Annotated in this window: 10 protein-coding genes; 4 read left to right on the forward strand and 6 right to left on the reverse strand. The window is 59.2% G+C overall.

Annotation, left to right across the window (positions count from 1 at the left end; all coding sequences use genetic code 11):
- Positions 1–67 precede the first annotated feature (67 nt).
- Positions 68–2383, reverse strand: coding sequence for a TonB-dependent receptor (locus tag AC3IUF_RS04140; protein WP_489280465.1), 2316 nt, complete (start codon positions 2381–2383; stop codon positions 68–70).
- 207 nt (positions 2384–2590) lie between these two features.
- Between AC3IUF_RS04140 and AC3IUF_RS04145 the strand changes: the two genes are divergently transcribed.
- Positions 2591–3271, forward strand: a complete 681-nt coding sequence (locus AC3IUF_RS04145; protein WP_007915302.1) for a Fe2+-dependent dioxygenase — start codon at positions 2591–2593, stop codon at positions 3269–3271.
- Positions 3268–4020, forward strand: coding sequence for a tetratricopeptide repeat protein (locus tag AC3IUF_RS04150; RefSeq protein WP_489280467.1), 753 nt, complete (start codon positions 3268–3270; stop codon positions 4018–4020). Before AC3IUF_RS04145 ends, AC3IUF_RS04150 begins: the two co-directional genes overlap by 4 nt.
- A gap of 254 nt (positions 4021–4274) precedes the next feature.
- Here AC3IUF_RS04150 and AC3IUF_RS04155 read toward each other — a convergent pair whose 3' ends face one another.
- The 5 genes from AC3IUF_RS04155 to AC3IUF_RS04175 form a co-directional block, all read right to left on the reverse strand.
- On the reverse strand, positions 4275–5438 hold the full coding sequence (locus tag AC3IUF_RS04155; protein WP_007915304.1) for a type III PLP-dependent enzyme: 1164 nt from the start codon (positions 5436–5438) through the stop codon (positions 4275–4277).
- 650 nt (positions 5439–6088) lie between these two features.
- A complete protein-coding gene (locus AC3IUF_RS04160) occupies positions 6089–7246 on the reverse strand; it encodes an osmoprotectant ABC transporter ATP-binding protein OsmV (protein ID WP_034154441.1) in 1158 nt (385 codons plus the stop codon).
- Positions 7243–7896: an ABC transporter permease gene (locus tag AC3IUF_RS04165; RefSeq protein WP_007915307.1), complete on the reverse strand. Its 654-nt coding sequence runs from the start codon at positions 7894–7896 to the stop codon at positions 7243–7245. The genes AC3IUF_RS04160 and AC3IUF_RS04165 overlap by 4 nt, the downstream gene beginning before the upstream one ends.
- Positions 7897–7908: 12 nt before the next feature.
- The gene (locus AC3IUF_RS04170) at positions 7909–8814 is read right to left on the reverse strand and encodes a glycine betaine ABC transporter substrate-binding protein (protein WP_095114536.1); all 906 of its coding nucleotides are present in this window, start codon (positions 8812–8814) and stop codon (positions 7909–7911) included.
- Between the two features lie 21 nt (positions 8815–8835).
- Positions 8836–9525, reverse strand: a complete 690-nt coding sequence (locus tag AC3IUF_RS04175) for an ABC transporter permease (protein WP_169844036.1) — start codon at positions 9523–9525, stop codon at positions 8836–8838.
- Positions 9526–9883: 358 nt separating this feature from the next.
- Between AC3IUF_RS04175 and AC3IUF_RS04180 the strand changes: the two genes are divergently transcribed.
- Both AC3IUF_RS04180 and AC3IUF_RS04185 read left to right on the forward strand, forming a co-directional pair.
- On the forward strand, positions 9884–11467 hold the full coding sequence (locus AC3IUF_RS04180; RefSeq protein ID WP_007915312.1) for a peptide chain release factor 3: 1584 nt from the start codon (positions 9884–9886) through the stop codon (positions 11465–11467).
- An 837-nt stretch (positions 11468–12304) separates the two neighbouring features.
- Complete coding sequence (locus AC3IUF_RS04185; protein ID WP_489280470.1) at positions 12305–13501, forward strand: MFS transporter; 1197 nt, start codon at positions 12305–12307, stop codon at positions 13499–13501.
- The last annotated feature ends 14 nt before the right edge of the window (positions 13502–13515 follow it).

Genomic DNA, 13515 nt, shown 5'->3' on the forward strand with positions numbered 1-13515 from the left:
CTTTTGATTTTTTTTCAGAATCAAAAGCCAGATCAACAGATCGCAGCGTGCCGCAGCTCCTACAGGGTCAGAAGTGGAAGTTGGTGCTCAACAATGCCGTACGGCCCGCCGCCTGGTTGGCGAAGTGGGTCGAGAAGGCTTTGTCGTAGTAGGTTTCGTTGGTCAGGTTCTGCACGTTGAGTTGCAGGTCGACGTTCTTGGTCAGCTTGTAAGCCGCCATCGCGTCGTAGCGAACATACGAGTCAACCATGGTGGTGTTGGCCACGCTGCCGTACACGTCGTCGACGTAGAACGCACCGCCACCGATAGTGAGCTTCGGCGTGACCTGGTAAGTGGTCCACAGGCTGGCGCTGTTTTTCGGCGTGTTAGGCAGCTCGTTGCCATCGTTGGCCCGGCCCAGTGGACCGCCATCGACTTGTTCGCTGTCCATGAAGGCGTAACCGGCGAACACTTGCCACTTGTCGGTGATCTTGCCGCTGGCCGACAGCTCGACACCTTGCACACGGGTCTTGCCGGCGTTTTCGTACGAGGTGGTGTCGACTTGCACACGAGCGTTTTCTTTCTCGGTGCGGAAGATGTCAGCGGTCAGCGACAAGCGATCGTTGAGCAGATCCCACTTGGTGCCGATTTCATAGTTCTTGGTGGTTTCCGGCTCCATGTCGCTGCTCAGCAGGTTGCCGCTGCGATCCGGGGTGCCGCCCAACGGGTTGCCTTCCTGACCTTCGCCCAAGGTGTTGCCCGGTGGCGTGGCCGAGGTGGCGTAGGAGGCGTAGATGCTGCCGTTTTCCGCAGGCTTGTAGACGACGCCGAACTGACCGGTGACGAACTCGCTGGTGTCATCGCCCTTGGACGTGGTGGTGCCAGCGGCGTTGTAGGTCTTGTAGTCGGTGTCGAAGTGGTCGTAACGCAGGCCCATGTTCACCAGCCACTGCTCGTTCAGCTCCAGGGTGTCGAACACATACAGCGCGTAGGTGTTGGCCTGGGTGTCGGTGCCGGCGTAGTTGCGCGAGATTGCGCCGTTCCACGGATCGTTCGGGTTCGGGTTCGACAGCGAGGTGCAGTTGTAGCCACTGGCTGCGCCGATCAGGCCCGGGTTGCAGTTAGTGGTCACTGCGCTGGTGCGCGGCGTGGTGTCGGTGTTGACGTTATACGAAGACTTCTGGCTTTCCTCACGGGTGTACTCGACGCCGGTGGAGAAGCTGTTCTTGAAGCCGGCGACGTAGAAATTGCCGAACAGGTCAGTCTGGTTGGTGGTGGTTTCGGTGTTGCTCACCCGCGTATTGGCACGACGCCAGAGGCTGCCATTGTTGACGTTGCCCTTGCTGTCGTCCGGCTGGGTCAGGATGTAATCCTGCATGCTGGTGCCGTGGCGCAGGGTGTTCTTGATCGTCAGCGAATCGCTCAGGTCATGCTCGATGGCGAAGGTCGCAGTGTCGGTGCGGCCCTTGCGGAAGTCGCGATCCAGACCGTAGAAATTGCTGTGGTCACCGCCGGCGTACGGCTTGTCCGGATTGGACTTGGTGCGTGCAGCGGAGCCGCCAGCAGGAATGGTGTACGGCACGCCCGAATCCGGGGTGTCGTTGCTTTCGAGATGGTAGTAGTCGAGGTTGACGCGGGTGTCGGTGCCCAGGCCAAAGGCCAGGGACGGGGCGATGCCCCAGCGGTCGTAATCGACTTTGTCGCGACCGGCGACGTTGCTCTCGTGGCTCATCAGGTTCAGACGGCCGGCGGCGGTGTCGCTGAACTGATAGTTGCCGTCGAGGGTGTAACGCTGGGTCTGATCGGAACCCCAGGTGAAACCACCATCGAACGAGTTGCCCAGGTGCGCTTTCTTGCTCACCAGGTTGATGCTGCCGCCTGCCGCGCCGCGACCGCCGATGGCAGAGTTCGGGCCCTTACTGACTTCAATGTTTTCCACGGCGAAGATCTCGCGGCTCTGCGAACCGGTGTCGCGCACGCCGTCGAGGTAGGTGTCGCCCTGCGCGTCGAAACCACGAATGAACGGACGGTCGCCCTGTGGATTACCGCCTTCACCGGCGCCGAAGGTGATGCCCGGCACGGTGCGCAGCGCGTCCTGCATGTTCAGCGCGCCGGTGTCTTTCAGAACCTGCTGTGGAATAACGGTGACCGAGCGCGGCGTGTCGACCAGCGGCGCGGTGTACTTGGGCGAGGAGGCTTTTTCGACCTGGTAGGACGTCGAGTCCTGGGCTTCGCCGGTGATGGCGGTGGCGTCCAGGGCGATGGCATTGCCGGCGGCTTTGCTGTCGGTTTTTTCGGCAGCAAACACCATCTGGCCAGCGGAGCCGGCGGTGATTGCCACACCGATTGCAGAGGCAAGCAGACGTGGTGAACTGACCGGTAATTGTGCGTGTTGACGTGCCATTTTTATTCCCCTCCCCAAGGATTTGAGGCGGCGGAATATAGGGTAAACAGGTATTCGTATCAATTGCGAAACATTGTTATTCGCACTGAATTTACATTCTTTACAATTTAACCTTACGGTTTTTGCCAGTTCATTCGTCTCTCGGGTTTTACAGAGCCAATAAGAATCAATACCATTGCCGCCTCTTTGCCATCAGGTGTCATTGCCATGCTGTTGCACATCCCCGGGCTGTTCGCGAAAGACGAAGTGCAGCGCATCCGCGAGGCACTGGAGCAGGCCGATTGGGCCGATGGCAAGATCACCGCCGGCTTTCAATCGGCCAAGGCAAAGCACAATCTGCAACTGCCAGAAGGTCATCCGCTGGCCAAGGAAATCGGTGCGGCGATGCTGGAGCGGCTGTGGAAAAACCCGCTGTTCATGTCCGCCGCGCTGCCGCACAAAGTCTTCCCGCCGTTAGTGAACTGTTACACGGCCGGTGGCAGCTTCGATTTCCACATCGACAACGCCGTGCGCCAGCCCAAGGGCAGCATCGAGCGCGTGCGCACCGATCTGTCGGCGACGTTGTTTTTCAGCGAGCCTGCGGATTACGACGGCGGCGAGCTGGAAATCCAGGACACCTATGGCACCCAGCGGGTGAAGTTGCCGGCCGGCGACATGGTGTTGTACCCGGGCACCAGCCTGCACAAGGTCAATGCGGTCACTCGCGGTGCGCGTTATGCGTCGTTTTTCTGGACACAGAGTCTGGTGCGCGAAGACAGCCAGCGCGCGTTGCTGTTCGAGATGGACGGGGCGATTCAGCAACTGACTCAAGACCTGCCTGATCACCCTTCGCTGATCCGCCTCACCGGCACCTATCACAACTTGCTGCGGCGCTGGGTCGAGGTATGAGTTTCCAGCTGCGCCGCGAGGAAGTCCTCGACGGCGAACAACTTAGCGCCATGCTCGGCGAAAGTCCGGCCCGTGCTGCGCAGGCGATTTTGCTGGCGGCGGGGGAGGGCGAAGTTGAAGCGCAGGCGTTGCTCGGACAAATCCTGCTCGACGGCCAAGGCATCGCCCAGGATCAAGCGCTGGCGCTGCGCTGGTTCGGCATCGCTGCCGCGCGCGGGCATCTGATGGCGCGCAATATGCTCGGGCGTTGTCATGAGCATGGCTGGGGCGTTGCTGCGGATGCATCGGTTGCTGCGCCGCATTACCGGATCGCAGCGAATGCCGGGCTGGATTGGGCGATGTACAACCTCGCCAATCTGCTCGCGACCGGGCGGGGAGTGGCGGTGGATCATCAACAGGCGTTGGCGCTGTATCGGCGCGCGGCTGAATTGGGCCATGCGAAATCGATGAATCTGCTGGGGCGCTATCTGGAGGAAGGGCAGGAGTGCCCGGCGGATCCGGTTGCGGCGCGCGATTGGTATCGGCGTTCGGCCGAGGGTGGGGATTTTCGTGGGCAGTTCAGTTTTGCTGCAGTTTTAGCGGATGAGGGGCGGATTGATCAGGCGGTCGATTGGCTTGAGAAAGCTTTGGTCGGCGGCAATCTGAATTTTTTGCGGGTGGCGAGTCAGGCGTTGGCGAGTGCTGTTGATCTGAGGATTCAGGCGTTGGCTGAGCGGTATGCGCTTCGGTGCCAAGAGCCCTCACCCTAACCCTCTCCCAGAGGGAGAGGGGACTGACCGAGTTGGATGTTCCGGATACACCGACCTGAGATATCCGGTCGAACTCAGCTTTTGAAAGGCCCCCGATCTGCTCCCTTTCCCCCTCGCCCCCTTGGGGGAGAGGGCTGGGGTGAGGGGGATAGATCGAAAGCACACCACAAATCTCAAAGCCAGACACAAAAAAAGCCCATGACACGTCATGGGCTTTTCACTTGCAGCTAGCAGCTTGAAACTCGCAGCTGCGCTTACACGTAAAACGATTTCAACGGCGGAAAGCCATTGAACTCAACCGCGCTGTAACTGGTGGTGTACGCCCCGGTCGACAGCCAGTACAAACGATCACCGATCGCCAGGTTCAACGGCAGACCGTATTTGTAGTTCTCGTACATGATGTCAGCGCTGTCGCAGGTCGGGCCGGCGATCACGACTTCTTCCATCTCGCCTTTCTTCTCGGTCCAGATCGGGAACTTGATCGCTTCGTCCATGGTTTCAATCAGGCCGGAGAATTTGCCCACATCGGTATAAACCCAACGTTCAACAGCGGTGCGTGACTTGCGTGCAACCAGCACCACTTCGCTGACCAGAATTCCGGCGTTGGCGATCAGCGAACGGCCCGGCTCGAGAATGATTTCCGGCAGGTCATCACCGAAGTCTTCCTTGAGGAAACGGATGATTTCTTCGGCGTAGGTTTCCAGGCTGTTGGTGCGGGTGATGTAGTTGGCCGGGAAGCCACCGCCCATGTTGATCAGCTTCAGGTGAATGCCGTCTTCTTCTTTCAGGCGCTCGAAGATCACTTTGACCTTGGCGATCGCCGCGTCCCAGACGCTGATGTCGCGTTGCTGCGAACCGACGTGGAAGGAGATGCCGTAAGGCACCAGGCCGAGGTCGCGAGCGAGGATCAGCAGGTCCATGGCCATGTCGGTCTGGCAGCCGAATTTGCGCGACAGTGGCCAGTCAGCCGTGGTCGAGCCTTCGGTGAGGATGCGCACATAGACTTTCGAACCCGGGGCAGCCTTGGCGATGTTGCGCAGGTCGGCTTCGGAGTCGGTGGAGAACAGACGCACGCCCTTCTCGTAGAAGTAGCGGATGTCCTTGGATTTCTTGATGGTGTTGCCGTAGCTGATGCGGTCCGGGCTGACGCCACGATCCATCACCTTGTCCAGCTCATAGATCGAGGCGATGTCGAAGCTCGAACCTTTCTCTTTGAGCAGGTCGATGATCTCGACGGCCGGGTTGGCCTTGACCGCGTAGTAGACCTTGGCGAATTCGAAACCGGCGCGCAGGTCATCGTAGGCCTGGGCGATCATCGCGGTGTCGATCACCACGAACGGGGTTTCCTGTTTGTCGGCGAACGCCTTCATTTTGTCGAATGTAGCGCGCGCGAAATAGTCTTCGACCTGGATCGACATGCTGGGAACTCCTACTGGCAAACTGAAATTAACAATGGGTGCAAATGAACGTCCTCCGTATCCCCACTTTGGTTCGCCTACTTCCCAAGGCATGTCGCCGAAAGCAAAAAGGCCATGGGATGTGCAGCTTTCCCTTGGCCTTGCTGTCTCGTCGTCAGTACTTGAGCCGGATGGATCGTTTCCAGCATGGACGTTCGGCGCGAACTTTAGGGCGTGAGGGGCGTGAGATCAACTAAAAATGTCGCGTTTTTGCACGCTTCTGACGTGCGTCGCGTTCATCACTCTTTGTAGCCGACCGAGATGACGGGCAGATGTTCCCCGAGAATTTTCCAGTGTTAAAAATACCTGCACGTTCGGGGATTTTGTCGGCGAATTCGCGGGTAAGTGTGATGGGCGCAACATCGGCGACGATGGCCGCGAGAGATGGGGGTGAGGGGGATTTTGGCTGTTTGGACGGCTATCCAGCGCATGCTGTCTGGTTCTCAGGTGTTGAGATTCTTTTCCGCCTTGTGAATGACTTGGTAACACCCCCGGTCCAGTAGGAGTGAGCCTGCTCGCGATGACTTTTTTCAGCCGACATCTTCATTGACTGATATTGCGCTATCGCGAGCAGGCTCACTCCTACAGGGTTTTGTGTTTTTACCGGTTAATCAGGCGACCACCGCCTCAGCCGGCGAGACAATACTGGTCTTCATCCCACGCGAACGCCCCGAACTCAGATAAGCCGCAATCGACTCCTGCGTCACCTCACCGAGGAACACCCGTTCGGCATCCATCACTGGCAGCCACGAACGATTGAACTCGTACATGCGTGACAGCAGGATGCGCAAATGTTCGTCGTACGCTGCCGTGGCATTGAACTCACGCAGGAACTGCGCGCAGGTGCCGGTCTGACGGTGCAGATCACGACGGCGCACATAACCCAGCGCCTTGTTCTCGGCACAGGTGACCACCACGTAGCGACGGTCATGCTCGTCCATCAATTCCAGCGCATCAGCCACCGGCGTCTCCGGGCTCACCGACGGTGCGTTGTCCGCCGCATCTTCTGCCTTCACCAGCAACAGACGCTTGAGCGTGCTGTCCTGCCCCACGAAGTTGCTGACAAAGTCGTCCGCCGGGTGCGCGAGCAGCGTGTCCGGGTGATCGATCTGCAGCAGTTTGCCGGCGCGGAAGATCGCGATCTTGTCGCCGAGTTTGATCGCTTCGTCGATGTCGTGGCTGACCATGATCACAGTCTTGTTCAGCGCGCGCTGCATCTCGAAGAACTCGTTCTGGATCATCTCGCGGTTGATCGGGTCGACCGCACCGAACGGCTCATCCATCAACAGCAACGGTGCATCAGCGGCCAGTGCGCGGATCACGCCGATGCGCTGTTGCTGGCCACCGGACAGTTCACGCGGGTAGCGATGCAGATATTGCTTGGGCTCCAGCTTGATCATGCTCATCAACTCGCGGGCGCGGTCGTGGCATTTCTGTTTGTCCCAGCCGAGCAGTTTCGGCACGACAACGATGTTCTCTTCGATGGTCATGTTCGGGAACAGGCCGATCTGCTGGATCACGTAACCGATGTTACGGCGCAGGGTCACTTCGTCGAGGTCGGTGGTGTCTTCGCCGTTGATGAGGATCTTGCCCGAGGTCGGTTTGATCAGGCGATTGATCATCTTCAGCGTGGTGCTTTTACCGCAACCCGATGGCCCGAGGAACACACAGATTTCGCCTTCATTGACGGTCAGGCTTACCGAGTCCACGGCTTTGACGTCTTTGCCGTTGCTTTGGAAAGTTTTGCTGAGGTTTTGAAGTTCGATCATTTGAGCAGTCCTTTTGGAGTCAACGAGCGTTGCAGCCATTGGAGAAACAGGTCAGCGAAAATGGCCAGAAGACTGACCAGCAGTGCGCCGACGATGAGCATCGACATGTCACTGCGGCTGATGGAAGCGAGGATCAACACACCGAGGCCGCCGGCGCCGATGGTCGCGGCGATGGTCATCACGCCGATGTTCATCACCACGGCGGTACGCACGCCGGCGAGGATCACCGGCACGGCGATCGGCAACTCGACCATGCGCAGACGCTGGCCGAAGGTCATGCCGATGCCGCGCGCGGCTTCACGGATACCCGGTTCCACGCCAGTGAGGGCGAGGTAGGTGTTGCGCATGATCGGCAACAGTGAATAAAGGAACACGGCGGTGATCGCCGGCATCGGGCCGAGGCCCTGGCCGAACTTGGAGTAGAACGGCAGCAGCAAACCGAACAGGGCAATCGACGGCACCGTCAGCAGCACCGTGGCGCTGGCTTGCAATGGGCCGGCGAGAGTCGGAAACCGCGTCATCAGAATGCCCAACGGCACGCCAACGACAATCGCCAGGGTCACGGCAATGCCGACGAGGGTGATGTGCTGCCAGGTCAGGTGCATCACCTGCTGCCAGTCGAGGTGGGAAAAGGCGTTCAGAAATTCCATGACTTTTCCTCCTTAGTTAAGTGGGTGCTGGCGCAGGAAATCGGCGGCCACTTTCGAAGGGCTTTCGTGATCGACGTCGACCCGCGCGTTGAGCTGGCGCATGGTTTCGTCGTCGAACAGTTCGGCCAGCGGCTTGAGTTGCTCGGCCAATTGCGGGTGCGCGTCGAGGTAGGCCTGACGCACTACCGGCGCGGCGGTGTAGTCGGGGAAGTAATGCTTGTCGTCTTCCAGCAGTTTCAGGCCGAAGGCGTTGAGGCGACCGTCGGTGGTGTAGACCAGACCGGCAAACACTTGGCCGTTGCGCAACGCGGTGTAAACCAGGCCCGCGTCCATCTGGCGGATGTTCTTGCGGGTCAGGTTCATGCCGTAGAGATCGACCATGCCGATCAGGCCGTCGGAGCGGTTGGCAAACTCGGTGTCAAGCGCCACCAGATGATTGGTCTTGGCCTCGGCGCGCAGCACTTCGTTCAACTGGCTGATGTTGCTGATCTGCGGATATTCCTCGGCGACCTTTTTAGGGAGGGCGAGGGCATAGGTGTTGCTGAATTTCGACGGGGTCAGCCAGACCAGGCCTTTTTTCGCGTCGAGTTCTTTTACCCGGGCGTAGGACTGGGCGCTGTCGAGTTTTTCCGTGACGTGGTTGTAGGCCACCAGCGACACGCCGGTATATTCCCAGAGCATGTCCAGCTGCCCGCTTTCGTGGGCGCTGCGGGCGAGGTTGCTGCCCAGACCACCGGTGATCTGCGCGTCGTAGCCTTTGCTGCGCAGATATTGCGCGGTGATTTCCGCGAGCAGGGTCTGCTCGGTAAATACTCGTGCGCCGAGGCGGATAACCGGTTTTTCAGCGGCTTGGGCGATGCCTGCAAACAGCAGGGCACTGCTCAACATCAGGCCTAACATCAAGCTAAGTCGTTTCATAAATATTCCTTCGCAATAGCCTTAAGACGGGCGCAAACCGCGTTCCAGCCAGAGTCGGCTGGCGAGGGTGACGACGCCATCGAGCAGCAAGGCCAGCAGCGCGGTGCACGCGGCGCCGAGCAGCAGTTGCGGCTGATTGTTCAGGGCGATGCCAGGGAAGATCAGGCTGCCAAGGCTGTTGGCACCGATCAGGAACGCCAGCGGCGCGGTGCCGACGTTGATCGCCAACGCCACGCGCACACCACCGACGATGATCGGCACAGCGTTGGGCAATTCGACTTTCCACAGCACTTGGCGCGGGGTCATGCCGATGCCGACGGCCGCTTCTTTCAGCGAGCCTTGGACATTTTTCAGGCCTTCGTAGGTGTTGCGCACAATCGGCAGCAACGAAGCGAGGAATAAAGCGAAGATCGCCGGGCCACTGCCAATGCCGAGGACGCCCAGGGCAATCGCGAGCACGGCCAAGGGAGGTACGGTGTTACCGATATTGAAGATCTGCATGAAGCGTTCAGCGCGGCCGACCATGGTCGGGCGACTGAGGAAGATGCCGGCGGGGATGCCCACGACAAGGGCGGCCAGCATTGAAGCGAGGACGAGAATCAGATGAGCTTGCAGGTAAAACAACAAATCGTCGCGGTAGTGTTCGATCGTGTTGATGCCGATCCAGTGGACCAGCAGGGCCAGGAGCGCGATCACCACCGCACCTCCCATCAGCCCTTTGCCATAGCGGATAGCCACAGGCGGACTCCTTTTTTTGTAGTCGGCGAACGCCCTCCCGTGTGGCATGCCATACATGGCTGCCGGGAATAAACGTTCGCGAGAAGCAGCTCCCTCAGCACCGGCAAAAAGCGGTCTGAAAGCGAGCCATGAGCGCAGCCTCGTCAGGCTAACTTGCTGATTTTTCAGCCCCTGACGAAAATTCGTAACAGGGGATGGACGTCTCCGTGCTTCAAAAGGTTCCCATCTGCGGCAGCATTTGGCCACCCTTAATGTGCTCAACGGTTCGGTTATTGCATCGAGTTGGGCTATAATCGCGGCCCTTTTTTGAATCACCGCCAGGCGATTTCCCATGACCAACCAGGCCGCCGAAGTCGCGAAACGCCGCACTTTCGCCATTATTTCCCACCCCGATGCCGGTAAAACCACGATCACCGAAAAGCTCCTGTTGATGGGCAAGGCGATTGCAGTGGCCGGTACGGTGAAATCCCGTAAATCCGATCGCCATGCGACATCCGACTGGATGGAGATGGAGAAGCAACGGGGTATTTCCATTACCACGTCGGTCATGCAGTTCCCGTATCGCGAACACATGATCAACCTGCTCGACACCCCGGGCCACGAAGACTTCTCCGAAGATACCTACCGCACCCTGACCGCGGTGGACTCGGCATTGATGGTTCTCGACGGCGGTAAAGGTGTCGAGCCGCGTACCATTGCGCTGATGGACGTCTGCCGTCTGCGTGACACGCCGATCGTCAGCTTCATCAACAAACTCGACCGTGACATCCGCGACCCGATCGAACTGCTCGACGAGATCGAAGCCGTGCTGAAGATCAAGGCCGCGCCGATCACCTGGCCGATCGGTTGCTACCGCGACTTCAAGGGCGTGTACCACCTGGCCGATGACTACATCATTGTCTACACCGCCGGTCACGGTCACGAACGCACCGAAACCAAGATCATCGAGAAGCTCGACTCCGACGAAGCGCGTGCGCATCTGGGCGACGAGTACGAGCGTTTCATCGAGCAGCTGGAACTGGTTCAGGGTGCCTGCCACGAATTCAACCAACAGGAATTCCTCGACGGTCAGCTGACCCCGGTGTTCTTCGGTACCGCACTGGGCAACTTCGGTGTTGATCATGTGCTCGACGCCGTCGTTGATTGGGCACCGCGTCCGCTGGCCCGTGTCGCTAACGAGCGTACCGTCGAGCCGGTGGAAGAGAAGTTCTCGGGCTTCATCTTCAAGATCCAGGCGAACATGGACCCGAAGCACCGCGACCGCATCGCCTTCATGCGCATTTGCTCCGGCAAGTACGAGAAAGGCATGAAGATGCGCCACGTGCGTACCGGAAAGGACGTGCGTATCGGCGACGCCCTGACGTTCTTCTCCTCCGAGCGTGAGCAGCTTGAAGAAGCCTTTGCCGGCGACATCATTGGTTTGCACAACCACGGCACCATCCAGATTGGCGACACCTTCAGTGAAGGTGAAACCCTCGGTTTCACCGGCATTCCGCACTTTGCGCCGGAGCTGTTCCGTCGTGTGCGCCTGCGTGATCCGCTGAAATCCAAGCAGTTGCGTCAGGGTCTCCAGCAACTGGCCGAAGAAGGTGCAACGCAGGTGTTCTTCCCGGAGCGCAGCAACGACATCATTCTTGGCGCTGTGGGTGTGCTGCAGTTTGATGTGGTCGCCAGCCGTTTGAAGGAGGAATACAAGGTTGAGTGCTCGTATGAGCCGATTACTGTGTACTCCGCGCGCTGGATTGAGTGCAGCGACAAGAAGAAGCTTGAGGAGTTTTCCAACAAGGCTGTGGAGAACCTGGCGGTCGATGGCGGTGGGCACCTGACCTATCTTGCGCCGACGCGGGTTAACCTGGCGTTGATGGAAGAGCGTTGGCCGGATGTGAAATTCCGCGCGACGCGTGAGCATCACTAAGCTCTGAGTTGGTTTGTCCGAAGCCCCCTCGGTGTGTGCCTAGGGGGCTTTTTTTTGCTTTGGTTTTGGGGGTATATCCGTTTTTTGGGTGATGGCGGCTTAGGGTTCCGCCCTTACGGCGGGTCACCTTTTCCAAACGCCGAAAAGGTAACCCAAAAGGCTTGCTCCTACGTGCGGCCCGCTCGCTGGGGCTCGGGGTTCCTTCGCTGCGGGATCGATCCGGGCGCAGCGTCTCCGGTTTGCTTCGCTGCACCTACTCCCGCTGTGTTTGGCTGAGCCAAACGGTCGCTGCGCTCCCACGCCCGGATCAATCCCTCCACTCAGCCTTCCGACGTCGCCCTACAGATCAAGAGCTGCAGCCGAGCTAACGCTCATCCTGTTGAGTGGTGAAGAGCCAAGCGGTGTTCGGCTGTTGATTTGTGTTGTGGCTACCCCTCACCCCAGCCCTCTCCCGAGGGAGAGGGGGCCGATTTGTGGGCTTTTCAAGATCTGAGTTCGACTCGGTATTTCACGTCGGCGTATCTCTTCCAGCCCACGCGGTCAGTCCCCTCTCCCTCCGGGAGAGGGCTAGGGTGAGGGGCTTTTGACCTGTTTCAGAACCTGCGTTCAACTCGGTATTTCACGTCGGCGTAGCTCTCCCAAACACCTCGGTCAGTCCCCTCTCCCTTTGGGAGAGGGATAGGGTGAGGGGCTTTTGATCTTCGGCACGGTTTTATCGTGCGCAATGGCTGTAGTACGACTCCGTTTTTTGTGATCTCGATGTTCTCGAACGCGACAACCAGCCTGCTGGCCGTTAGTGTTCCAGCTCCACGCAAGTCGCTTTGAGAGGTCAAGGGAATGACGAGTCGCCTGACTCACTTGCTACGACTGAACGGCTATTTCAGCGTAATGGCCTGGGTGCTCGCGGCGCTGTTGTTCATCAATCGCTTGAGCAGCATGGTCAAGCTGTTCATGGCACTGTACCTGCGTCAGGAGCTGGGGCTGGCGATCGAGACGGTTGGCTGGTTGCTGTCGGCGTACGGTGCGGGTTTGCTGGTCGGTTCGATGCTCGGTGGCTGGCTCAGTGATCATGTGCGCACGGCGCGGCTGACGGCGGCGTTGTTCTTTGTTTCGGTGTGGGTGCTGTTGCTGCTGGGGCTGGTGACGCAGGTGCCGTTGCTGGCGGCATTGTTGTTGCTCAGCGGAACCCTCGATGGGGCCATTCGCACGCTGCATCAGCGCCTGATCATGGAATATTGCGAGGTGGCGCAGCGCTCGCGTGCGCAGGCCTTGAGCCGGGTGGCGCGCAACCTCGGGATGGCCGCTGCCGGGGGGGCGGGCGGGGTTTTGGCGCAGGCTGATTTTCGCTGGGTATTTTTCGCCAGTGCGGCAATGACGTTGCTGGCCTTGCTGTGGTTTGTCCGCACCACGTGGCAGCGTCCAGTGCTGATCAATGACGAAAGGCCCACGGATGACGCAGGTTCCGGGGGGCCGTATCGCGACAAACCGTTCCTCTGGTTGCTGGCGGCGACGGCTGTGCTTGGCATCGCGTTCGACACGGTCTACAGCACCCTGGGCAATTATCTGCGTGATTACTATCACTTGAGCACCGAAGCGATCGGTTGGCAGTTTGGCCTCAATGCGTTGTTGGTGATCGCCCTGCAGATTCCGTTGTCGCATTGGGGCGAGCGATGGGGCATGCGTCGACAAATGCTGCTCGGCAGTGTGTTGCTGGCCTGCGGGCTCGGCATGTTGCCGTTCGGTTCCGGGCTGTTTTACGTCTGCCTGTCGACGCTGATCTGGACCTTGGGCGAGGCGTTTTTCATGCCGCCGCTGAATGTGCTGGCGATGCGTTTTGCCCTAGGCGGCAAAAGCGGTCAGTACTTCGGCCTGTTCTTTATGAGCTGGAGCGCCAGTGCGCTGTTGTCACCGGTGCTCAGTGGCCAGTTGTATGGTCAATTCGGGGGCCACAGTGTGTGGCTGGCGAGTGCGCTGATGGTGTTGATTTCCATCCCGCTGACTTGGCAGGCCACGCGCGTGCGCCCGGTCGCTTAGCTGATCCGGCTATT

Source organism: Pseudomonas sp. KH_040, assembly GCF_057839305.1.

Bases quoted from the DNA above. Each gene is read 5' to 3' on its own strand.
- AC3IUF_RS04140 (WP_489280465.1), bottom strand. From the start codon at position 2,383: ATGGCACGTCAACACGCACAATTACCGGTCAGTTCACCACGTCTGCTT.
- AC3IUF_RS04145 (WP_007915302.1), top strand. From the start codon at position 2,591: ATGCTGTTGCACATCCCCGGGCTGTTCGCGAAAGACGAAGTGCAGCGC.
- AC3IUF_RS04150 (WP_489280467.1), top strand. From the start codon at position 3,268: ATGAGTTTCCAGCTGCGCCGCGAGGAAGTCCTCGACGGCGAACAACTT.
- AC3IUF_RS04155 (WP_007915304.1), bottom strand. From the start codon at position 5,438: ATGTCGATCCAGGTCGAAGACTATTTCGCGCGCGCTACATTCGACAAA.
- AC3IUF_RS04160 (WP_034154441.1), bottom strand. From the start codon at position 7,246: ATGATCGAACTTCAAAACCTCAGCAAAACTTTCCAAAGCAACGGCAAA.
- AC3IUF_RS04165 (WP_007915307.1), bottom strand. From the start codon at position 7,896: ATGGAATTTCTGAACGCCTTTTCCCACCTCGACTGGCAGCAGGTGATG.
- AC3IUF_RS04170 (WP_095114536.1), bottom strand. From the start codon at position 8,814: ATGAAACGACTTAGCTTGATGTTAGGCCTGATGTTGAGCAGTGCCCTG.
- AC3IUF_RS04175 (WP_169844036.1), bottom strand. From the start codon at position 9,525: ATGGGAGGTGCGGTGGTGATCGCGCTCCTGGCCCTGCTGGTCCACTGG.
- AC3IUF_RS04180 (WP_007915312.1), top strand. From the start codon at position 9,884: ATGACCAACCAGGCCGCCGAAGTCGCGAAACGCCGCACTTTCGCCATT.
- AC3IUF_RS04185 (WP_489280470.1), top strand. From the start codon at position 12,305: ATGACGAGTCGCCTGACTCACTTGCTACGACTGAACGGCTATTTCAGC.